The 22,843-nt window shown below is 66.7% G+C and carries 10 protein-coding genes; 2 read left to right on the top strand and 8 right to left on the bottom strand.

Going from position 1 to position 22,843, the window contains the following annotated elements; all coding sequences use genetic code 11:
- Positions 1-87 precede the first annotated feature (87 nt).
- From AC3WR5_RS00465 to AC3WR5_RS00480, 4 genes are all read right to left on the bottom strand, one after another.
- Positions 88-13,959 carry an SPM autocatalytic domain-containing protein gene (locus tag AC3WR5_RS00465; protein WP_492481025.1) on the bottom strand — a complete coding sequence of 4,624 codons (13,872 nt, stop codon included), beginning with the start codon at positions 13,957-13,959 and terminating at the stop codon, positions 88-90.
- 347 nt (positions 13,960-14,306) lie between these two features.
- Positions 14,307-15,395, bottom strand: a complete 1,089-nt coding sequence (locus AC3WR5_RS00470) for a GSCFA domain-containing protein (RefSeq protein WP_492481027.1) — start codon at positions 15,393-15,395, stop codon at positions 14,307-14,309.
- A 14-nt stretch (positions 15,396-15,409) separates the two neighbouring features.
- On the bottom strand, positions 15,410-16,276 hold the full coding sequence (locus AC3WR5_RS00475; RefSeq protein ID WP_492481029.1) for a hypothetical protein: 867 nt from the start codon (positions 16,274-16,276) through the stop codon (positions 15,410-15,412).
- 46 nt (positions 16,277-16,322) lie between these two features.
- A complete protein-coding gene (locus tag AC3WR5_RS00480; protein WP_492481031.1) occupies positions 16,323-17,075 on the bottom strand; it encodes a DUF4422 domain-containing protein in 753 nt (250 codons plus the stop codon).
- Between the two features lie 425 nt (positions 17,076-17,500).
- Here AC3WR5_RS00480 and AC3WR5_RS00485 point away from each other — a divergent pair, with 425 nt between their 5' ends.
- The gene (locus tag AC3WR5_RS00485) at positions 17,501-19,015 is read left to right on the top strand and encodes a DUF8370 family protein (RefSeq protein WP_492481033.1); all 1,515 of its coding nucleotides are present in this window, start codon (positions 17,501-17,503) and stop codon (positions 19,013-19,015) included.
- 221 nt (positions 19,016-19,236) lie between these two features.
- The gene (locus AC3WR5_RS00490; RefSeq protein WP_492481035.1) at positions 19,237-19,926 is read left to right on the top strand and encodes a DUF1353 domain-containing protein; all 690 of its coding nucleotides are present in this window, start codon (positions 19,237-19,239) and stop codon (positions 19,924-19,926) included.
- Positions 19,927-20,010: 84 nt separating this feature from the next.
- Here the strand turns inward: AC3WR5_RS00490 and AC3WR5_RS00495 are convergent, their stop codons facing one another.
- The 4 genes from AC3WR5_RS00495 to AC3WR5_RS00510 form a co-directional block, all read right to left on the bottom strand.
- The gene (locus AC3WR5_RS00495) at positions 20,011-20,397 is read right to left on the bottom strand and encodes a type II toxin-antitoxin system VapC family toxin (RefSeq protein WP_492481037.1); all 387 of its coding nucleotides are present in this window, start codon (positions 20,395-20,397) and stop codon (positions 20,011-20,013) included.
- A complete protein-coding gene (locus AC3WR5_RS00500; RefSeq protein ID WP_141284070.1) occupies positions 20,397-20,609 on the bottom strand; it encodes an AbrB/MazE/SpoVT family DNA-binding domain-containing protein in 213 nt (70 codons plus the stop codon). Before AC3WR5_RS00500 ends, AC3WR5_RS00495 begins: the two co-directional genes overlap by 1 nt.
- 103 nt (positions 20,610-20,712) lie before the next feature.
- Complete coding sequence (locus tag AC3WR5_RS00505) at positions 20,713-21,423, bottom strand: DUF599 domain-containing protein (RefSeq protein ID WP_141284068.1); 711 nt, start codon at positions 21,421-21,423, stop codon at positions 20,713-20,715.
- 44 nt (positions 21,424-21,467) lie between these two features.
- Complete coding sequence (locus AC3WR5_RS00510) at positions 21,468-22,706, bottom strand: glycoside hydrolase family 5 protein (RefSeq protein WP_492481039.1); 1,239 nt, start codon at positions 22,704-22,706, stop codon at positions 21,468-21,470.
- Positions 22,707-22,843 lie beyond the last annotated feature (137 nt).

A 22,843-nucleotide genomic window follows, 5' to 3' on the forward strand; every position in this document is an offset into this window, starting at 1 on the left:
GGTTTTGGGGTCTGCGGGTGAGGCCTGGTGGGCAAGTGGAGGACGGGGCTTGTGCCCTGCCCTGCCTTTGCCCGCCGGGCTTGTGCCTTAAATCAGCGGGGTGCTGTTGGCGCGCAGTTCGTCTTCCAGCGACTTGTGGTGCAGGACGCTGGCGGCCACGTTGGTGGTGGCGGCGTGGCTGGTGCCAGCGTCGCCGACACCGCCAGGCAGTGCATCGGCCGGGGATGCGAGCAGGTCGTTCAGGGTGGGCGTGGTGGACGCCGTGCCCGTGGTGCTCTTGCCGTTGTCCTTGTTGAACCAGACGTCCGCCACGTCGTGCTTGCTGCCGTCGGTGGTGGTGTAGCTGGAGGTCAGGCCGAGGAAGTTGCCGTTGTCGGTCACCGTGCCGGTTTGGGCGTGCAGGTTGATCGAGACGATGCCGTAGTCGGACAGGCTCTTCAGTTCACCCGCTTCGCTCACGCCGTCGTGGTTGGCGTCGACCCACAGCTTGAGCTTGTCGAAGTTGATGTCCGACGCGTTCAGCAGGCCGTCGCTGTTGCTGTCCATCGAGCTCATGGCGGCGAAGCCGTCGGTGGCCTTGCCGGTGGCCGTCTGCGTGGCCGAGCCGAAGAGTTCGGAGCCATTGTTGATGGTGCCGTCCCCGTTGCGGTCCATGGCCAGCAGGCCGTCGGTGGAATCCACCCAGCCGACCTTGTGCGCGGTGCCGGTCGCGTCCAGGTCGAAGTTGACACCGTTGGCAGCCGCCGTGGTGTGCACGCCGTCGCCGTTCAGGTCAAAGACGATCGGGGTCGAGGCCAGTGCCGTGGTCTGGCCGGCGTCCATGGCGTCCTTGGTCGCCTGGGTAAAGGCCGAGGCCTGGCTGGCGCTCATCGCCGCGATGTCCGCCGAGGACAGACCGGAGATCTGGTCGGAGGTCATCGCATGGATTTGCGCGTTGGTCAGGGACTGCGCCTGGTCCGTCGTCAGGCCGGCGATCTGGGCGGCAGACAGCGAGACAAACTGGTCGGTCGTGAGACCGGCAATCTGCGCCGCGTTGAAGCCTGCCACCTGGGTCGAGCTGAGGCCGTCCAGCGTGGTGGCGTCCAGCGTCTTCAGGTCCGCAACGTCGATGGCCGAGATCTGGCTGCTGGTGAAGCCGGCGATCTGCGTCGCATCCAGGTGTTGGATCTGAACCGAGGTCATGCCGGTGATCTGGGCGTTGCTCAGCGAGGCGAGATCCCCCGAAGTCAGCGCACCGATGGCGTCCAGCGACAGGCCGCGCATGTCGCCGGCTTCGATCGCGGCCAGCTGAGCGGTGCTCAGGGCGTTGAGGTGGGCGGCGTCCAGCGTGTTGAGCTGAGCGGTGTTCAGGGCGATGACGGCGTCCGTCGTCAGGCCGGCGATCTGGGTCGCATCCAGACCGGCGAACTGTGCCGTGCTCAGTGCGGCAACGTGGGTGCCCAGGGCAGCCACGTCGGCCGAGCTGAGGCCGTCCAGCGAACCACCGACCATGGCCTTCAGGTCCACCGTTTCAATGGCGGCGAGTTGGTCCGAGCTCATCGCATGCAGCTGGGTGCTGGTCAGCGCGGCGGCCTGGGTGGTGCTCAGGGCGACGATCTGGTCGGTCGTCAGTGCATGCAGGTGGGTGGCGTCCAGGCCGTTGAGCGTGTCGGCGCTCAGGGCCTTGATGTCGCCCAGCTCGATCTTGGCGATCTGCGCGGTGCTCATCGCGTTGACCTGGTCGCTGCTCAGCACGGCGATCTGGGTCGACGTGAGCGCAATGATCGCGTCGCTGCTCAGGCCGGCAATCTGCGCGGTGCCGATGGCGTCGATCTGCGTGGTGGTCATCGCACCGACCTGGCCGGCCGTCAGGGCCGACAGGTCAGCGGAGCTGAGGCCTGCCAGTGCGCCTGCATCGATGGCCTTGAAGTCGGCCGATTCGATGGCGGCCAGCTGCACCGAGCTCATCACGCCCAGCTGGTCGCTGGTCAGCGCGGCCGCTTGCACCGTGCTGATGGCGACGATCTGGTCGGTCGTCAGGCCGCTGATCGCGGTGCTGCCCAGGCCGTGCAGCGCGTCGGTGGCGATGGACTTGATGTCCGCTGCCTCGATCTTGCTGATCTGGGTGCTGGTCAACGCGTTCAGCTGCTCGCTGGTCATCGCGGCGAACTGGCTGGAGGTCATCGCCACCAGGGCGGCGGTGCTCAGGCCAGGCACCTGGTCGCTGGTCAGTGCGTGGATCTGCGCGGTGGTCATCGCGGCGACCTGGGTGGCGCCCAGGGCGGCCACGTCGGCCGAGCTGAGCCCTGCCAGTGCGCCCACGCTGAGTGCCTTGACATCGGCGGTTTCGATCGCGCCCAGCTGGGTCGAGGTCATGCCGCCGAGTTGGTCGCTGGTCAGCGCGTAGGCTTGCTGGGTGCTCAGGCCGACGACCTGGTCTGTCGTCAGTGCGGCAACCGAGGCCACGGCGAGGCCGGCGATGGCTTCGGTGGCAATCGCCTTGATGTCACCCACTTCCAGCTTGGTCAGCTGGGTGGTGGACAGCCCGTTGAGCTGATCCGAGGTCATGGCGCCCACTTGCGCGGACGTCAGGGCCACCACACCGGCGGTCGTCAGGCCGGCGACCTGGTCGCTGCCCATGCTGTGCAGCTGGGCGGTCGTCAGCGCCTGCACCTGGTCGGTGGACAGGGCGCCCACGTCGCCAGCCACCAACGCGGTCAGCGCGGCCGTGGTCAGGGTCTTGATGGCGTTGGTGCTCAGGGCGTGCAGCTGTGCGGTGCCCAGCGCGTCGATCTGGTCGCTGGTCAACACCGCAGCCTGGGCCGAGGTCAGCGAGGCCACACCGGCGGTGCTCAGGCCGGCGAACTGGTCCACGCTCAGGGCATGCACCTGGGCCGTGCTCAGCGCGGCGACCTGGTCGGAGCTCAGTGCGCCGACCTGGGCGGCCAGCAGGCCGGCCATCGCGGCGGTACTCAGGGCCTTGACGTCGACGATTTCCATCTTCGCGATCGCGGCGCTGGTGATGCCACCCAGCTGGGTGCTGCTCAGCGAAGCCACCTGGATGGAGCTCAGGCCGACGATCTGGTCGCTGCTCATCGCGGCGAAGCTCACGTCGGTCAGGCCCTTCAGTGCGGTGGTGCTCAGCGCGGCCAGGTCAGCCGTTTCGAGCTTGCCGACCTGGGCCGCCGACAGGGCAGCCACCTGGTCGCTGTTGAGCGCGCCGAACTGGGCCGAGCCCAAGGCGTTCAGCTTGGCCGTGGCCAGGCCGCTCAGCTGGTCGGCGGTCAGCGCCGCGGCTTGCGCCGTGGTGATCGCGTCGATCTGCGCGGTGGTCATGGCAGCCACTTGCGACGGGTCCAGCGCATGCACCGCGGCGGTGGTCATGGCCTTCACGTCGGCGGTGGTGATGGCGGCGATCTGCGCAGTCGTCAGCGTGACGAGCTGGGCGGTCGGGATGGCGTTGAACTGGGCCGAGCCGAGCACGGCCAGGTTGGCCGTCGTCAGGCCAGCCAGCTGGTCGGCGCTCAGTGCCTTGACCTGGTCGGTCGTCATGCCGGCGACCTGGGCGGTCGTCAGCGCGCCGACCTGTTCAGGGGTCAGCCCGGCCATCGCTGCGGTGCCGATGGCCTTGAAGTCCACCGCTTCCATCTTGGCGATGTCGGCCGTGGTGATGGCGGCGATCTGCGCGCTGCCCAGTGCCGAGACCTGGGCGCTGGTCAGCGCCACGGTCTGGTCGGTGGTCAGTGCGGCCATTGCGTCAGCGCTCAGGCCCTTGACCGCTGCGGTCGACAGGGCCGCCAGGTCGGCGGTCTCCATCTTGGCCACTTGCGCGCCGGTCAGTGCCGACACCTGGGCGCTGTTCAGCGCAGCGAACTGCCCCGTGCCGAGCGCGTTCAGGTTGGCGGTGCCGAGGGCTGCGAGCTGGTCGGAGGTCAGCGCCGCGGCTTGCGCCGTGCTCAGGCTGGCCATCTGCGAGGTGGAGAACTGGGCGATCTGGTCCGGCGACATCGCATGCAGCGCGGCGGTGCTCAGCGACTTCATGTCGCTGGTGTCCATCGCGGCCAGCTGTGCCGAGCTCATCGCGGCGATCTGGTCGCTGGTCAGCACGCCCAGCTGGGTGGAGGTCAGGCCATGCACCGCGGCGGTGGTCATGCCGGCCACCTGGTCGGCGGTCAGCGAGTTGATCTGCGCGGTGGTCATCGCGCCGACCTGGCCGGCCGTCAGGCCGCCGATCTGGTCAGCCGTCAGACCGCGCAATGCAGCGGTGCCGATGGCCTTCAGGTCCACGGTCTCGATGGCGGCCACGTCGCCGGTCGTCAGCGCCGCCAGCTGCACGCTGCTCAGCGAGCCGACTTGCGCGGTGTTCAGCGCGACGACCTGGTCGGAGGTCAGCGCGGCCATCGCGTCAACGCTCAGACCCTTCAGCGCAGCGGTGCTGATGGCGGCCACGTCGGCGGTCTCCATCTTGGCCACTTGCGCGGCGGTCAGGCCGCTGATCTGCGCACTGTTCATCGCGGCGAACTGCGCGCTGCCCAGGGCGTTCAGCACCGCGGTGCCGAGCACGTTGAGCTGCTCGGAGGTCAGCGCGGTGGCCTGGTCGGTCGTCAGTGCAGCGAACTGACCACTGGTCATCGCACCGATCTGGTCAACGTTCAGCGAATGCAGTGCGGCAGTGCCCAGGGCCTTGATGTCGGCGGTTTCGATCGCGGCGATCTGGGCGGTGCCCAGGCTGGCGATCTGGGTGCTGCTCAGCGTGCCGATCTGGGCCGAGCTCATGCCGGCCACGGCCGCGGTGCTCAGGCCAGCCAGCTGGCTGCTGCCCAGCGAGGCGATCTGGGCGGTGCTCAGCGCGGCCATCTGGCCCGCGGTCAGCGCACCGACCTGGTCGGCCGACAGGCCATCCAGCGCGGCGGTGCTGAGCTGCTTGACGTCAACCGTTTCCATCGCGGCGATGCCGGCGGTGGTCAGCGCGCCCAGCTGGGTGCTGGTCAGCGCCGAGACCTGCAGCGAGCTGAGGCCTGCGACCTGTGCCGTGCCCAGCATGGCCATCGCGTCGGCCGACAGGCCCTTCATCGCGGCGGTGCTCAGCGCGGCCAGGTCCTGGGACTCCATCTTGGCGACCTGGTCACCCGTCAGCCCGGCCACCTGGGCGCTGCCCATGGCGGCGAACTGGGCGGTGCCCATCGCGTTGAGGTTGGTGCTGCTCAGGTTGGACAGCTGGGCGGTGCCCAGCACGGCGACCTGGGCGGTCGTCAGCGCGGCCAGCTGGCTGCTGGTCAGGTTGCCGAACTGGTCAGCCGTCAGGGCCTTGACCGCGGCGGTGGACATGGCCTTCAGGTCCGCGGTTTCAATCGCGGCCAGCTGGGCGTTGCTCAGTGCAGCGACTTGCGCGGTGCTCAGCGCGCCGACCTGGTTCGAGGTCAGGCCGACGATGGCGGCCGTGCTCAGGCCAGCGAACACGCTGGGCGACAGCGCCGCCACCTGCTCGGTGGCCATCACGCCGACTTGCGCCGCCGTCAGGGCACCGACCTGGTCAGCCGACAGGCCGGCCAGTGCGCCGGTGCTCAGCGCCTTGATGTCCACGGTCTCGATGGCGGCCACGGCGACCGTCGTCAGGCCGCTCAGCTGGGCCGAGCTCAGCGCGCCCATTTGCGTGCTCGTCAGGCCGGCCACTTGCGCGGTGGACAGCTGGTTGATGTCGTCTGCAACCAGGCCCTTCAGCGCGGCGGTGCTCAGCGCGGCCAGGTCGGCAGTCTCCAGCTTGGCGATCTGGTCGCCAGACAGAGCGGCGACCTGGGCGCTGCCCATGTTCGCGAAGTCCGCGGTAGTCAGCGCGTTCAGGTTGGTCGAGCTCAGGTTGGCCAGCTGGTCGGTGCTCAGTGCGCCGACCTGGGTGGTCGTCAGCGCGGCCATCTGGGCTGTCGTCAGCGTGTTCAGCTGGTCAGCGCTCATGGCGCGCAGCACGGCGGTGGACAAGGCCTTGATGTCGGCCGTCTCGATGGCGTCCAGCTGGGTGCTGGTCAGCGAAGCGATCTGGCCGGAGGTCAGCGCGCCCACTTGCGTCGAGGTCAGGTTGACGATGTCGGTCGTGCTCAGGCCGGCCAGCGAGGCCACCGGGTCGAACGGCAGCGCAGCGATCTGGGCGGAGCTCAGCACAGCCAGCTGCGAGGAGGTCAGCGCGTCCACTTGCGCCGAGCTCAGGCCGGCCAGTGCGGCGGTGCTCATCGCCTTCAGGTCCACCGTCTCGATGGCGGCAATGTTGGCGGTGCTCAAGGCGCCGATCTGGGCGCTGCTCAGCGCGGCCACTTGCGCCGAGCCCAGGCCTGCCACTTGCGCAGTCGTCAGCACGGCCATCTGGTCCACACCCAGGCCCTTCAGGGCGGCGGTGCCGATGGCGGCAAGGTCGGCGGTCTCCATCTTGGCGACCTGGCCGGCGGTCAGCCCGGCCACCTGGGTGCTGGTCATGCCAGCGAACTGTGCGCTGCCAATCGCGTTCAGCGCGGCCGTGCCCAGCACGCCGAGCTGGTCAGAGCTCAGCACTGCGGTTTGGGCGGAGCTCAGCGCGCCCAGCTGGGTGCTGGTCAAGGCGCCGAACTGGTCCACGCTCAGCGCCTTCAGCGCGCCGGTGGACAGGGCCTTGATGTCACCCGATTCAATGGCGGCCAGCTGCGCGGTGCTCAGCGCCGCGACTTGCGCGGTGGACAGCGCGGCAACCTGGTTGGAACTCAGGCCGACGATGCCGGCGGTGCTCATGCCAGCGAACTGGTTGGCACCGATGGCGGCGATCTGGCCGGTGCTCAGCGCACCGATCTGGCCAGCCGTCAGCGCGCCGACCTGTTCGGCGCTCAGCGCGGCAAAGGCGCCGGTGCTCAGGGCCTTGATGTCCACCGTCTCGATGACCGCCACGTCAGCCGTCGTCAGCGCCGCCACCTGGGCGGTGCTCAGTGCGGCGACCTGGTTGGAGGTCAGGCCTGCGACTTCGGCGGTGGTCAGCACGGCCATCGCGTCAGCGCTCAGGCCCTTCAGTGCGGCGGTGCTGAGGGCGGCGAGGTCAGCGCTCTCCATCTTGGCCACCTGGTCCGGCGTCAGCGCGGCCACCTGGGCGCTGCTCAGCGTGGCGAATTGCGCGCTGGTCAGGGCGTTCAGGTTGGTCGAGCTCAGGCCGTTCAGCTGGGCGGTCGTCAGCGCGGCGACCTGGTCGGTCGACAGCGCAGCCATCTGGGCGGTGCCCAGGCCGCCGAGCTGGTCGGCGTTCAAGGCCTTCAGCGCAGCGGTGGCAATGCCCTTCATGTCGCCGGTTTCGATGGCCGCCAGTTGCGCGGTGCTCATCGCAGCCAGCTGGGCGCTGCCCAGCGTGTTGATCTGGGCCGAGGTCAGGCCCACGACTGCGGCGGTGCCCAGGCCGGAGACCTGGTCAGCGCTCAGCGCGGCCACTTGGGCGGTCGTCATCGCGGTGGCTTGCGCCCCCGTCAGCGCGCCCACCTGGTCGGCCGACAGGCCCTTCAGCGCAGCGGTGGAAAGGTTCTTCAGGTCCACGGTCTCGATCGCGCGGATGCCGGCGGTCGTCATCGCGGCCAGTTGGCTGCTGCCCAGCGCGCCCATCTGGCCGGAGGTCAGGGCCACAACCTGGTCGGTGCTCAGTGCGGCCACGCCGTCCGCGCTCAGGCCCTTGATGGCGGCCGAGTTGATCGAGGCCAGGTCACCGGTGGTGAGCTTGGCGATCTGGTCAGCCGTCATCGCGGCGACCTGGGCGCTGGTCAGCACCGCGAACTGGCTGCTGCCCAGTGCGTTGAGGCTGGCGGTGGACAGGTTGGCCAGTGCGGCCGAGCCCATCGAGGCGATCTGGTCGGTGCTCAGTGCGGCCAGCTGGGCCGTCGTCAGCGTGGCGACCTGGTCGGCGCTCAGCGCATGCAGTGCAGCGGTGGTGATGGACTTGATGTCGCCGGTGGCGATGGCGTCCAGCTGGGCGCTGTTCATCGCGGCCAGTTGCGAGCCGGTCAGCGCCGCGGCTTGGGTCGAGGTCAGGCCGGCGATGCCGGCGGCCGACAGGCCAGCGACCTGGTCGCTGCCAAGCGCGGCCAGCTGGCCGGTGGTCAAGGCGGCGACTTGCACGCTGGTCAGCGCGCCCATCTGGTCGGCCGACAGGCCCTTCAGCGCCGCGGTGCCCAGCGCCTTCAGGTCGACGGTTTCGATGGCGGCGATGCCGGCGGTGGTCAGTGCAGCCACTTGGCCGCTGCCCAGTGCGCTGACCTGGTTGGAGCTCAGGCCGGCCACTTCAGCGGTGGTCAGCGCGGCCATCGCGTCATTGCTCAGGCCCTTCAGTGCGGCGGTGTTCAGAGCGGCCAGGTCGGCGCTCTCCATCTTGCTCACCTGGTCGGCCGTCAACGAGGCGACCTGGGCGCTGCTCATCGCAGCGAACTGGGCGGTGCTCAGCGCGTTCAGGTGGGTGCTGTTCAGGCCGCTCAGCTGGGCGGTGGTCAGCGCGCCGACCTGGTCGGTCGTCAGCACGGCCAGCTGGCCGGTGCCGAAGCTGTTGAGCTGCTCACCGCTCAGGCCCTTCAGCGCGGCAGTGGCAAGGCCCTTGATGTCGGCCGTTTCGATGGCGGCCAGCTGCGCAGTGCTCATCGCACCCAGCTGGGCGCTGCCCAGGGTGTTGAACTGGGCCGAGGTCAGGCCGACCACGGCGGCTGTGGACAGGCCGGCGACCTGGTCGCTGCTCAGCGCGGCGACCTGGGCGGTGCCCAGCGCGGTGGCCTGGGCACCCGTCAGCGCGCCAGCCTGAGTGGCCGTGAGGCCCTTCAGTGCGGCGGTCGACAGGTTCTTGATGTCCACGGTTTCGATGCCGGCGATGGCGGCGTTCGTCAGCGCGCCCACCTGGGTGCTGCTCAGCGAGCCCATTTGGTTGGACGTCATGGCCGCCACTTGCGTGGAGCTCAGCGAGGCCATGCCGTCGGCGCTCAGGCCCTTGATGGCGGCGGTGTTGATCGCGGCCAGGTCGGCCGTGCTCAGCTTGGCCACCTGGTCAGGCGTCAGCGCAGCGATCTGGGCGCTGGTCAGCGTGGCGAACTGCGCGGTGCTCATCGCGTCGAGGTTGCTCGTCGACAAGCCTGCCAGTGCGGCGGTGCCCAGCACGGCGATCTGGTCGGTGCTCAGCGCGGCCAGCTGGGCCGTCGTCAGCGAGCCGACCTGGTCGGCGCTCAGTGCCTTCAGCGCAGCGGTGCTCAGCGACTTCATGTCGCCGGTCGGGATCGCGTCGAGCTGGGTCGAGCTCATCGCGGCCAGTTGCGCGCCGGAGAGCGCAGCAGCCTGCGTGGAGGTCAGCCCGGCCAGGCTGGCGGCCGACAGGCCTGCGACCTGGTCGGAGCTCAGCGCGGTCAGCTGGCTGGTGGCCAGGGCGCCCACCTGGGTGCTGGTCAGCGCAGCGATCTGGTCGGCCGAGAAGCCCTTCAGCTGGGCCGAGCCCATCGCCTTCAGGTCCACGGTTTCGATGGCCGCCACGTCAGCGGTGGTCAGTGCGTTGACCTGGCCGCTGCTCAGCGCCGCGACTTGCGTGCTGGTCAGGCCGGCGACCTGTGCGGTCGTCAGCGCAGCCATGTCGTCAATGTTCAGGCCCTTCAGCGCAGCCGTGCCGATGGCCGCCAGGTCGGCGGTCTCCAGCTTGGCGACTTGCGCCGCCGTCAGCGCGCCCACCTGGGCGCTGGTCAGCGCGGCGAACTGGGCGGTGCCCAGCGCGTTCAGGTTGGCGGTAGACAGGGCGGCCAGCTGGTCGTTGCTGAAGCCGGCAATCTGGCCGGAGCTCAGCGCGGCCATCTGCGCGGTCGTCAGGTTGTTCAGCTGGTCGGCGCTGAGCGCGTGCAGCGCGGCGGTCGAGAGGGCCTTGATGTCGGCGGTCTCGATGGCCGCCAACTGGGCGGTGCTCATCGCGGCCACCTGGGCCGAGGTCAGGCCACCGACCTGGGTCGAGGTCATGGCGACGATGTCGGCGGTCGACAGGCCGCCCAGCGAGGACGGGTCCACCGTCAGCGCGGCGATCTGGGCCGAGCTCAGCACGGCCAGCTGGGTGGAAGTCAGCGCATCGACCTGGGCCGAGCTGAGGCCGGCCAGGGCGGCGGTGCTCAGGGCCTTGATGTCGACGGTTTCGATGATCGCGATGTTGGCGGGCGTCAGCGCGGCCAGCTGGGTGCTGCTCAGCGCGCCCACCTGGGTGCTGGTCAGGCCGGCGACCTGGGCGGTCGACAGGCCGGCCATGCCGTCGGCGCTCAGGCCCTTCAGCGCGGTGGTGTTCAGTGCGGCCAGGTCGGCCGTTTCCAGCTTGGCCACTTGCGCGGCGGTGAGGCCTGCAACCTGGGCGCTGGTGAGGGTGGCGAACTGGCTGGTGCCCATCGCGTTCAGCGCGGTGGAGCCCAGCGAGCCGAGCTGGTCGGCGCTCAGCACGGCGACCTGGTCGGTCGTCAGCGCGCCGAGCTGGCCGCTGGTGAGGTGGCTGACCTGGTCGACGCTCATCACCTTGATGGCGGCGGTGGACAAGGCCTTCAGGTCACCGCTCTCGATGGCGGCCACCTGGGCCGTGCCCATCGCGGCGACTTGCGCAGTCGTCAGCACGGCGACTTGCGCCGAAGTCAGGCCAACCACGCCGGCGGTGCTCATGCCGGACATCTGGCCGGGCGTCAGCGCGGCGATCTGGTTGGTGCTCAGCACGCCCACTTGCGCGCCGGTCAGCGCGCCGACCTGGTCTGCCGTGAGGCCGGCCAGGGCGCCGGTCGCCAGCGCCTTGATGTCGATGGTCTCGATGGCCGCAATGTCGGCCGTGTTCAGCGCAGCCAGCTGGCCGGTGCTCAGCGCGGCGATCTGGTTGCTGGTCATGGCAGCCACCTGACCGGTGGTCAGCGCAGCCATGTCGTCGTTGCTCAGGCCCTTCAGCGCGGCGGTGCCGATGGCGGCGAGGTCCTTGGTCGCGAGGTTGGCGACCTGGCTGACGGTCAGGCCGGCGACTTGCGCGCTGGTCAGGTTGGCGAAGGTGGAGGTGCTCAGCGAGTTCAGGTTGTCGCTGCTCAGGCTGCCGAGCTGGGCGCTGCCCAGGGCGGCGCTCTGGTCAGTGCTCATCGCGGCCAGTTGCGCGGTGGTCAGCGAGGCGATCTGGTCAGCGCTCAGGCCCTTCAGCGCGGCGGTCGAGAGGGCCTTCATGTCGGCCGAGTCGATGGCCACCAGCTGCGCGGTGCTCATCGCGCCCAGCTGCGCGCTGGTCAGCGCGCCCACTTGCGTGGAGCTCAGCGCGGTCACGTCGCCTGCGGTCAGGTTGGCGACCTGCTCGGCCTTCAGGGCGCCGATCTGGCCAGCGGTCAGCGCGGCGACCTGGGCGGTCGTCAGGTGCGACAGCTGGTCAGCCGTCAGGCCGGCCAGCGTGGCCGTGCCCATGTTCTTCAGGTCGGCGGTCTCGATCGCGGCAACAGCGGCGGTGCTCATCTGCGCCAGTTGGCCGCTGCTCAGCGCAGCCAGCTGGGCCGAGCCCATGGCCGTGACTTGCGCGGCGGTCAGCGCGTTCATCGCGTCGTTGCCCAGGCCCTTCAGCGCGGCGGTGCCGAGGGCAGCCACGTCGGCCGTCTCCAGCTTGGCCACCTGGTCAGCCGACAAGGCGGCCACCTGGCCGCTGCTCAGCGAGGAGAACTGCAGCGTGGTCAGCGCGTTCAGGTCGTCGGTGGCCAGGCCCGAGAGCTGCTGGTTGCTCAGCACCGCGACTTGCGCGGTGGTCAGCGCGGCCAGCTGGCCGGAAGTCATGCTGCCCAGCACGTCCGGGCTCAAGGCCTTCAGCGCGGCGGTGGAGATGGCCTTGATGTCGGCCGTCTCGATGGCGCCCAGCTGCGTGCTGCTCAGCGCAGCCAACTGGCCGCTGCTCAGCGTGCCGATCTGGTTGGAACCCAGGGCGGCGATGTTGGCGGTCGACAGGCCGGCGATCTGGTCGTTGCTCAAAGCGGCGACTTGCGCGGTGCTCAGCGCAGCGGCTTGCTGGGAGTTCAGGCCGCCGATCTGGTCGGCCGACAGGCCCTTCATCGCGGCGGTGCTGATGGCGGTGATGTCAGCGGTGCTCAGCACGCCCACGTCGCCTGCGGTCAGCGCGCCCAGCTGGGCGCTGGACAGCTGCGCCACTTGGGCCGAGGTCATGTACTTGACCTGGTCGGTGGTCAGCGCGCCGATGGCGTCAACGCTCAGGCCCTTGATGGCGGCGGTGTTGATCGCGGCCAGGTCGGCGGTTTCGAGCTTGGCGGCCTGGGTGGCGGTGATGGCGGCGACCTGGGCGCTGCCCATCGCGGCGTATTGAACCGTGGTCAGCGCGTCCAGGTGGGCGGTGTCCAGCGCGGCCAGCTGGTTGGCGCTCAGCGAGGCGACTTGCGCGGTGCTCAGCGCGGCCAGCTGGGCGGTGCCCAGCGTGGCGAACTGGTCGGCCGACAGGGTCTTCAGCACCGCGGTGCTGATGGCGCCGATGTCGGCAGTGTCAATCGCGGCCAGCTGGGTGCTGCTCAGCGCGCCGAGCTGGGCCGAGGTCAGCGTGCCGACCTGGGTGGAGCTCAGTGCGGCGATGTTGGCGGTGTTCAGGCCGGAGACCTGGTCAGCGCTCAAGGCGGCGACCTGGGCGGTGCTCAAGGCGGCGATCTGGGCGGTCTTCAGCGCACCGACCTGGTCGGCCGACAGGCCCTTCAGCGCGGTGACGCTGATGGCGGCCATGTCGGCGGTTTCGATGGCGCCAATGGCGGCGCTGCTCATCGCGGCGAGCTGGTTGCTGGCGAGCTGGGCCAGCTGGGCCGAGCTCATGGCCACCACTTGCGCGGTGGTCAATGCGCCCAGCGCATCGGCGCCCAGGGTCTTGACGGCGGCGGTGCTCAGCGCAGCGACGTCGGCGGTTTCGAGCTTGGCGACCTGGTCGGCCGACAGCGAAGCCACCTGGGCGCTGCTCATGGCGGCGAACTGGGCGGTGCCCAGTGCGTTCAGGTGGTCGGTGGAGAGGCTTTGCAGCTGGGTGGTGCTCAGCGCCGCCGTCTGGGCGGTGCTCAGCGCGGCGTACTGCGCGGTGCTCATGGCGCCGAGCTGGTCGGCGTTCAAGGCCTTGACGGCGGCCGTGCCCAGCGCGACGACGTCAGCGGTTTCGATGGCGGCAACTTGCGCATTGCTCATCGCGGCGACTTGCGCGCTGCTCAGCGCGCCGATCTGGGTCGAGCTCAGGGCGGCAACGTTGGCGGTGCTCAGCGAGCTCAGCTGGTCGGAACCGATGGCGGCCAGCTGGGCGGTGCCCAGTGCGGCGGCCTGGACGCTGGTCAGGCCACCGACCTGGTCAGCGCTGAGGCCCTTGATGGCGGCGGTGCCGATGGCGCGGATCTTGTCGGCGCTCAGCTGCTGCAGGTCCACCACGTCCATCGCGGCGATCTGGGTGCTGCTCAGCGAGGCGACTTGCGCGCTGGTCAGCGCGGCAGCCTGGGTGCTGGTCAGCGCGGTGACGGCGTCGGCCGTCATGCCCTTGATCGCGGCGGTGCTCAGCGCAGCCACGTCCACGCTTTCCAGCGCGGCCACCTGGGTGGCGGTCATCGAGGCGACCTGCAGGCTGGTCATGGCGGCGAACTGGCCGGTGCTCAGCGAGTCGAGCTGGTTCGTGGCCAGGCCGGCGATCTGCGAGCTGGTCAGCACGGCCACCTGGCCGGTGGACATGGCGACGAACTGGTCGGTCGTCAGGGCGGCGAGCTGCGCGTCCGTCAGTGCCTTGATCGCAGCGGTCTTCAGCATCGAGAAGTCAGCGGTGCCGAAGGCGGAGAGCTGGCTGCCGCTCATCGCAGCGATCCCGGCGGGCGAGATGGCCGCGGCCTGCGCGGTGCCCAGGGCCTGGATCTGCGCATTGCTGAACGCGGCCCAGTCTTCGGTGGTCAGCGCGGCGACGGCAGCGGTCGAGAGAGCTGCGATCTGATCAGTGGTCAGGGTCGGAACAGTGGTGGCCATGACAGATGTCCTTTAACTTGTGATCTCAAATGGAACGAGCCGGCGTCGCGGCGCGACTGCTACCCAGAAACTTCAAACGGTGCGCAAGGGGCTGAACCGAGGCTCCTCGCCTTGCGCCGAGATCAGGGCAGCAGCCGGTCGCAGGGCAGCGACGTCGGTGGAATTCCGATCTCTCAGTCGGTTTTCGTCCCGTGGACGAACGACTTAAGCCGCCGGAGGCAGCAAACAGGGCCCGAAAACCCCCTCTTCTTGCCGAAGAGTTGGCAAACCGGGGCTTCCTGGGCGTTGGCCGTTCACGGACCCGCAAGATTCCGCGGGTTAACCCGCAGGCCGACGCGGAGGGGTGGTCAAGCGCGTACATCGTTGAACAGCTCATCGCATTCCACCGGGGGCGCCAGCTCCGGAGTGGCCGCAGCGGCCGGTGAAGAAGAGGCCACCGAAGCCGCAGGCGCTGCGGCGGTGGAAGACGACGAAGCGGCGGCAGCCAGCTCCGGATAGAAACTCGACAGGAAGCAGCCCATCACGTGCGAGACACCGCGCTCTGTGACCTCGCGCAGGTCCGAAGCCAGGTACTGGCCGAACGACGCCGCATGGCTGATGATTTCGAAGGACGGGAAGTAGGCGACCTGCGCGTGACGCGCTTCGACCTCGCCCACCGCGGCGCGCAGCACCGACTTGGAATACGAGGACGCCACCAGCACGTTGCGCTCGCTGCGGGTGGCGACCAGCGGCACCGGTGAAACGGTGAAGATGATCTTCAGCGCCGGGTTCACCTCGGTGAGCGCGGCAACCAGGGCTTCCAGGTCGGCCACGACTTCGGTGCAGGTCAGGTTGCGGAAGACGTGCTTTTCAGGATCGAACTCGCCCTTGACCGTGCCCGGGCAGGCTGGGTAGGTGTGGCCGGTCTCGGTGTTGAGCCAGCATTCGGTCAGGCCCAGCGTGAAGATGAACACGTCGGCCGTCTCGAACATGTGCTTGACGCGGCCCAGGTGGTAGGCTCGGTCTGCCCTGGCTTCTTCCAGGCTGGCAAAACCGGCCTTCACGACGCTGGGACGCACCAGGTCGTACCAGCGGCCGTCCTGCTCGAAGAAGTCTTCGATCATGGGGCGCTGGCCGAAGGCCTGCTGGAACAGCTCCAGGCACTGGCGTGTGGTGTAGATGTTCCCGTAGCGGGCGGAGAACTGCTGATAGCTCTCCACCTCGCCGCCGAACTGGTGCATCAGCGGGTGGGCCGGCTCGGCGATGTACGGCGCCATGCCCACGTTCTTCATGTAGCGGGCGATGTGCTGCGCAAAGCAGCTGCCGGCGGTGGCGACCTTGTCGCTGCGCAGCAGCTGGAACTTCGGCGTGTCGTTGAGCGGCAGGTCGCGCCAGGCCACGTCGGACACGAACTTCTTCCAGAAGGCCCGAGGGGGGAGATTCGAATAGGGATGCATGTCGATCTCTCCGTTCAGGCGGCTTGCGCCAGCAACTCGGCCGGCACGCGGCGCTGGCCAGTCTTCTCGGCGATCTCGGCCATCTGGCGCAGCACCAGCGCGCCGTAGCGCTTGTTGCCATGCACCGAATCGCCAGCGAACTCAGCGGCCAGGTAGCCCTGCGGGTCCATGGCTTCTGCGGGCGGCAGCAGGCTGTTGATGCCGCAGGCGCGCGCCGATTCACGGATCTGCCGGGCGTAGACCAGGTAGTACTTGAGCCGCACCGACAGCGGGCTCATGTCCACCGCTTCCGGGTCCACCACGCCAGGGCCCGGGTCCCAGCGCTCGCCAGGAATCGTGGGCGGGCACACCACGTTGAAGACCGGCATCGAAGGCTGCATCGCGCGGATGGCCAGCAGGATGGCCTGGGCCTTGGCGATCTGCGCCGCGACCTGCCGTTCAATGACGTACAGCGGCACGATCTGCCGGCCCGGCAGCGGTGCGAGGTCCGGCCGCTCGGGCAGCCAGAAGTCCAGCGGCTGCGGCTGCTCGCGCAGCGCCAGGTGGATGTGCTCCTCGCCGTGAATGAAGGTGAACAGCACGTTGCCACCCTGCCCGCCTTCCCCGTTCATGCCAGCCAGCATCTTCTGGAAGCCAGGCGCCATGCTGATCACGCTGGGCGAGCTTTGCAGCGCCAGCGTCGGGCCCCAGTGCGGGGCGATCTGGCGGATGTAGAGGTTGGCCACCTGCACCGGCACGGCGATCTGCGCCGGGTCGGTATGCCAGTCGACAAACTGCGGCGCCTGGTCGTTGGAAATGCGGCCCAGCTGCGCCTTGAGCCCGTCTGCGCTGCAGGCGTCAAGCACCGGCAGGATGTGGCTCATGCCCATGATGTAGATCATTGGGTTGTCTCCCTCTTCTGGAATGCCTGTGGCGGCGGGTGTTCAGTCAGGTCAGCTGGATCAGCGGCACTTCGAAAGTGCGCAGCCCGCGGGCGTGCAGCCAGAAACCCAGGAAGCGTTCGGCGAGGAAGCCCGGGTAGCGGTTGTTGTAGGTGTCGTAAGGCGCGCCGATGCGCGCGTACACCGCGTCGATCAGCGGAAAGAGTTCTTCGCAGTACGCGTTGAACTGCTCGCGGCGGATGACGACCATGTTGCAGTTCGACATCGTGCTGTTCAGCTTGAACAGCGGGATGAACCTGCGGTATTCGGGGTGCCGGTCGTGCAGCTCTTCCAGGAAGGCTTCCCAGGTTTCTGCAGGGTGATGCGCCAGGTAATGCGCCTCGATCGAGCGGTTCGAGCCGGCGCGCTTGGGCACGATGGCGTCGGCCACGTCCAGGATCTCGTCGAGCTTGCTGCGCTGGCCGTCGGCCGTCAGGTACGAGAGGAAAAAGGCATCGCCCGGCACGCCCACGGTGGTCTGGTACTGCCAGGTCGCGTCGAACACATAGTTCAGGTAGCGCCGGTAGTGATAGAAGCCCACCACGTCGGCCGTGGCGTTCTTCCAGGCCCAGTACTGGGCCGTCAGCTCGCAGTAGAACGAGTTCAGCGACGAGATGTTGTCGTCCCCTTCCCCGTCACTCTTGAAGCCCTCGGCCAGGTAGCCGTTGACCCCCACAGGCTGGATCCACGGGCAATCGGCATTGCGCACGTAGTCCTTGTGAAAGGTCTGGTAGATCGTCAGTTGCTGCGGGTCACTCATCTCGGTTCCTTGACGCTGCGCCAGCCTCGGAACCGGTCGGGTCAAGCCCTGGACACGAGCACCAATCTGGACACAGCGACCTTACCGAGGGGACCTCGTCTTCATTGCTGGAAGTAAAGGGTGGTTTCGGGAGCTATTTGGGGGCGAAGGGGCGCGGCGAACGAGACTCCGACCGAGCGGCGGTTGACCGACCAAAGCGAAAAGGTCCAGCAGTCTCAGGTTTGAAGCCCCGCGCCCAGCTCGCTCCAGCTCCCAGGGCCTTGAATCCTCAAGATGAAGGAAGTCGCCTCTTTCCACGTTCGATACTGCGGTGATACCCTGGCCCAATGGACAAAAAAAGGCTCACTATTACTGCCGCGAGTGTTGGTATCCGGCGTTGAGTCCGGTTCCGTAGCGGGTTCGACTGCTGCATCGCGTGAGGCCTCATGGAAACCGCATCCGTCACCGAGCCCCACAATGTAACTCCAAAGAACTGGGGGGAGAAATCGATGACAAAGGCAAACCCGAAGCTACGGGTCTCGAAGCACTTCTCTCTCGGTCGAGATCAGACAACACTCGATTTCGTTGATGTGCCAATTGGGAATGACATTCCAGTGTTCCTAGATCCAAGTCGTATCCGCGGCATGGAAACAGCCTGGGCTTCCGAATGCAGTTCGTTGCTGCAGCACTTCTTCCAAAGACTCCTTGAGCACATTCAAGAAGATGACCGCGCATCTGGTCTCGTAATGCTTGAAGGTCTATCAGAGCGAAATGAGTTTCACCTGGGTCTTTCGCGCGGTCAATCTCAAGGCAGCGGGATCGGCCGAGGGTTCGCAATGGACTTCTGGACAGCTTTGAGCAAAAGTAAGGCTGGGAAGACTGGTCTGCTCAAGGACATCGAAGACGCGTGCCTCTTCATTGATCGCGTCGGGCCAGATCGAATCTCGGACGCAGCCTGCAACATCCTCCGCGGTCCACTAATTCGATATACCCAAGACATGTGCCGTTACTACGACATCCCACTGCAAAGGGATGTCGACTCAGGCCCCATTTGGAATCCACTTCACGACCGATGGGAAGATTCGCTCATTGAGTTGCCAGTCACCCCGTTCGGCGCCCTCCTACTAGTGCCAAAGATCGCCGTCCGACATCGTTTGGTCTACGACGTACAGCGCTACTATACGCACTATCTCTTGCCGAGGATGCAGGTTCACGAGAAGTCAATCAATTCGTCTCTAGTACACGTCCTGACGGACGGAAGAACACGCGTTACCAAGAAGTCGCTGCGAAGCAAGTATGGAGCAGACAAACTAACGATTGCCGATCAGAGCCTTCGCCACCCAGACATCTTGGAGCAATACAAAAAAGACGCGGTAAGAACCTCGCGTCCAATCACTCATCATCAACTGGCAGAGATCGAAAACATCGATGCTCCTCGGTTCGAGCAGTTGCTCGAGGCAGTGACCAAGATTCCTGTCGGCAGAGACTCGGCAGCTCAATATGAGAATTCGATAGAGGCGCTACTAAGCGCGCTGTTCTTTCCATCTCTCTCGGCTCCCAAAAAGCAACATGAGCTGCACGATGGTAGAAAGCGGGTAGATATCACCTACATAAATAGTGCGCAGACTGGCTTCTACTCTTGGCTCTCATCCCACTACGCCTCCGCTCACATATTCGTGGAATGCAAGAATTACGGTAAAGAAGTAGGGAATCCTGAAGTTGATCAGCTGTCCGGCCGCTTCGGTCCCTCTCGCGGACAGGTCGGCATCCTTGTTTGCCGCTCCGTCGAAGACGACGACCGTTTGAAGAATCGCTGCCGCGATACCGCGCTTGACCAGCGTGGCTATATCGTCCATCTCACAGATGAGGATCTCGCCATCCTCGTAAGAGAGTACGTAGCCTCAAACGGGGGGGCTGAGTACCCTCTGCTGCGCAAGAAGTTCACCGCGCTGGTGATGTAGCCTCACCAATGAGACACCTCAAGTCAGTCGCACCAAGTAATTGACTTTTATAGCAGTATTGGGTCAATTTTTGCATTACTACATTCACTTTCATGCGCAACGACGGATCGTTTATCTGCAGGGCGATATCGCAATGCAAGAGTTGACCCCAACATGCTGTTTGACCCCAGCATCTTGTTAGGCGTCATAGAATGCTCATCGGAGTATCTCAGGAGGACCCAATGCATTATTTGGAAGCGCGCGCACTCGCAATGTTGCTCCTGCTCTGGAGTTGCAGCGCGCAAGCGCAATTCGAAGGAATCCTTGAACTGATTCCCTCTGGCTGCGAGCAGATGGGCCAGTGCACGCTGAAGAATGCTCTCAGGTTCACGGACTCGGCCAAGGTGGTATGGGAAGCAAGGGCAGGCCTTCCAACCGACGGAGCGTCGATCCCTGGAATCTTTCAACCTTTCGTTGGGTCGCCCTTTGATCCGAAATTCATCAAGGCAGCGGTTGTTCACGATCACTACTGCGATCGAAACGTACGGCCCTGGAGGCAAACCCACAAGGTTTTCTATGAGGGTTTGATCGCAGAAGGCGTGTCGCTGGCCAAGGCAAAGACCATGTACTTCGCAGTGTTCCTCGGTGGGCCAAAGTGGATCACGCTAGTTCCCGGCAAGAACTGTGGGAGGAACTGCGTAAATAACTTCAAGTCAACCTCCGGGGTCGCTGGGGTTTACTCGCGAAGAGCTGACTACAGCGCACCCGATGTCGCATCGTCGGTCCAGTCAGTGGCCAAGTTGCTTGAGATTAATGGCGATTCTCTTTCTCTCGATGATCTCGAGAAGTTGGCTACGAAGCTCCGTCCGAATGACTTCTTCTACAGAAACAGTGAAAAGGTCGACGCATCCTTGCTCGGCATCACCGAGTAGTGATGCTAAACAGGCTGCTGAAATTACTCGCTGACGAACCCGCTTCAGCACACAAGGAATGGACAGCCAACAGGCGGCCGACCATCATGCCGCCTTCGGGAACAAGACCACCTCGGGCAGGCCCTCGAAATGCGCGTCACAGGTCAGCAAGTCCGCGCCGGCGTGCCGAGCCGTTGCGTAGACGATGGCATCGGCGGTAGCCAGTTTGTGTTCGCGGTGCAGGTCTGCCGCGAGCAGGGCGATGGAGGTGCCCATCGGCACGACCACACACTTCTGCGTGTAGGCGATCACTTGATCCGACTGTTCTTCGCCGAGCTCGCGCACCAGCCACTTCGACAGTTCGAGCTGCACGATGGTGGGGACGATGCATTGCGACTTGTCGGGGAACTCCTGGCCAAGCCGCTTGCCCAGCATGCTGCCGGTCAACCACTCGATCCATGCCGATGTGTCGACCACGCGCATGGCTGCCATCAGTAGCGATCCCCACGGTCGCGGTAGCCGTCTGTCTGCGCGCCCTTGGCGATGCCAGCCAGTTGTTCGAGTTCCGGCACGGGCATCACCAGCACCCCCTTGCCCTTGGGGATGAACACGAACTCTTGCCCGGCCTGCCAGTGCAGTTCCTCGCGCACGCCCTTGGGAATGGAAATCTGGAATTTGCTGGACAAGGTGGCGGTAGCTGTCATTTTCTTACTCCGTAAATATCGATCACCATTCGGTAAGAATACGCCTCTTTGCCCCCTGAGGCCAGGCGTGGTCGCGTGCAGCAACCATCAGCCCCAGCGGGCCCTACCTCGCCAGCAGTGCCAGCACCTCCGAATGGAACTCCCGGCGGAACAGCACCCAGATGACGCCGACGGTGGCGGCCACGAAGATCCAGGGGGAGAAGAACCAGCCGACGACGGCGAAGGCCATGTAGTAGCCGCGCAGGCCGTCGTTGAAGGCTTCGGCGGCCAGGGCCATGACGCCGCCGGCGCGGTCGGCGAAGGCGTCGCGTTCGGCTTCGGTCCAGGGTTCGTCGAACAGCGGGGCGGAGGCGACGAGCAAGGCGCCGAAGCTGTACTGGCGGATGCTCCAGGTGAAGCGGAAGAAGGCGTAGATGAAGATGCCGAGCAGCAGCACCAGCTTCATCTCCAGCACCAGCGCGCTGGTGTGGGCGGCGAACGGCAGGTCGCGCACCAGTTCTTCGGTGCGCTCCACGCCGGCACTGATCACGGCCAACAGGCCGCCAATGATCAGGATGGTGGTGGACGCGAAAAACGACGGGCTGCTGGACATGCTTTGCGTGACCATGCCGTCGAGGATGCGGTTCTCGCGCTGCGTGGTGCGGCGCATCCAGAGCCGGCGCTCATGGTTGGTGCTGCCCAGCACCGAGGCGCGGGTGGTGGCGCGGCGGCGGGCGAAGCTGGCGTAGCCGGCCCAGCCGCCGAAGAACACCAGCAGGGCCAGCCAGTCGAGCCCGGACAGCAGGCTCAGCGCATCCAACAGCGAAGTTCTCATGGGCCCGGACTTTACCGGGCAGCCACCGCTTCTTCAGCCTGCCTTCAAGGCAGGTAAGGCGTCAGCCAGCCCATCTGCGGCGCGTCCACGCCGTTCTGCGGCTCGATGGAATACATGTAGCTGCCCCACCACGGGCCGGCGGCCCACCAGGTCCAGCCATTCCACACGTCGCGGTTGGCGCCGAGGTGGTCCAGCATGCCGGTGACGGCGGCCTGGCAGGTGGCGTTGTTGCCACCGGCGAATTCGCCGAGGAAGCCGCGCTTGCCGTGGCTGCGCAGCCAGGCGGTGAAACCGCTCAGGCGCTCCACGCCAATGGTGGTGCTGACGCAGTTGGCCGAATTGCCGGAGCTGTCGCTGTCCAGGTACTGGTGCACCTCATAGGCGTAGCGGTCCGCCGGGTCCACCACGCCAAGCATCACGGTGGCGTTGGACGTGCCGTACCAGGTGTCGCTCCAGCTGTGGCCGCCGGTCCAGCCGTTGCCGGGCACGAGGATCAGGTTGCCGGCACCGGCTGCGCGGATCGCGGCAACAGCAGCGTTGGCCGCGCCCAGCCATTGCTCGGTGGGCATGTCGTGCGGCTCGTTCATCAGCGCAAACACGACCTTGTCGTTGCCCTTGTAGGCAATGGCCAGGCGCGACCAGAGGTCGGCAAAAGCGGCATTGGACACGCCGGCGCCGACGACGTTGCTGTAGTAGCGGGCGTAGTTGTGCGGGTCCAGCACCACGGTGACGCCGCTGGCGGTGGCGGCGACCACGAAGCCGTTGAGCCGGCCCCACTCGGCGCTGTCGAACGCGGCATTCAGCGTGGGCTGCAGCCGCTCCCATCGGAATGGCAACCGCACCGTGTTCATCTGCTTGCCGGCGAAGTAGCCGACCTCGCCCTGCGTCGGGTAGGTGTAGTTGACGCCGTAGGTGCCGGGCAGCGAGCCGCCACCCCACGGGTCCGCCCCGAACTCGGCGCCGGCGAGGCTCACGCCGCGGTAGGCCGGCACCGGGCTGCTGGTGTTGATCTTCTGCTTGTTGTAGGAGCAGACCTTGGCGGGCTTGGCGGGGTTCGGGTCCACGCCGCCGAAGCTGGCCAGCGTGCAGGCCACGCCACCCACGTAGGTGCCGTAGGCGAACTTGCCGGCCGCCCCATAGGCGACCTGGCGGGCGCCCTTGAAGCTGCAGGCCTGGCCTTCGGTGGCGCACTTGGCGTAGCCGGCGGGCAGGTTGCCGGCGTGGGCGGCCGCGCCCGCCAGGGCAGCAAAGAGGACGAGTGACGAACGACGCAGCGGGGGCATGAGGTCTCCGGCAACCCCTCAGCGGGGCGAAAGCCGGATTCTCATGCGTGGTCCGGGCGGCAGCCGGTGTTTCTGGTCGCCCGGCAACATGCGGATGCGTTTGTTGCCAGGCGACATCAGGGCCGCGGTTGCCCGCG

The organism is Ideonella sp. FW305-24, assembly GCF_058788035.1.

Bases quoted from the DNA above. Each gene is read 5' to 3' on its own strand.
- AC3WR5_RS00465 (WP_492481025.1), bottom strand. From the start codon at position 13,959: ATGGCCACCACTGTTCCGACCCTGACCACTGATCAGATCGCAGCTCTC.
- AC3WR5_RS00485 (WP_492481033.1), top strand. From the start codon at position 17,501: ATGGAAACCGCATCCGTCACCGAGCCCCACAATGTAACTCCAAAGAAC.
- AC3WR5_RS00475 (WP_492481029.1), bottom strand. From the start codon at position 16,276: ATGATCTACATCATGGGCATGAGCCACATCCTGCCGGTGCTTGACGCC.
- AC3WR5_RS00470 (WP_492481027.1), bottom strand. From the start codon at position 15,395: ATGCATCCCTATTCGAATCTCCCCCCTCGGGCCTTCTGGAAGAAGTTC.
- AC3WR5_RS00495 (WP_492481037.1), bottom strand. From the start codon at position 20,397: ATGGCAGCCATGCGCGTGGTCGACACATCGGCATGGATCGAGTGGTTG.
- AC3WR5_RS00480 (WP_492481031.1), bottom strand. From the start codon at position 17,075: ATGAGTGACCCGCAGCAACTGACGATCTACCAGACCTTTCACAAGGAC.
- AC3WR5_RS00505 (WP_141284068.1), bottom strand. From the start codon at position 21,423: ATGAGAACTTCGCTGTTGGATGCGCTGAGCCTGCTGTCCGGGCTCGAC.
- AC3WR5_RS00490 (WP_492481035.1), top strand. From the start codon at position 19,237: ATGCATTATTTGGAAGCGCGCGCACTCGCAATGTTGCTCCTGCTCTGG.
- AC3WR5_RS00500 (WP_141284070.1), bottom strand. From the start codon at position 20,609: ATGACAGCTACCGCCACCTTGTCCAGCAAATTCCAGATTTCCATTCCC.
- AC3WR5_RS00510 (WP_492481039.1), bottom strand. From the start codon at position 22,706: ATGCCCCCGCTGCGTCGTTCGTCACTCGTCCTCTTTGCTGCCCTGGCG.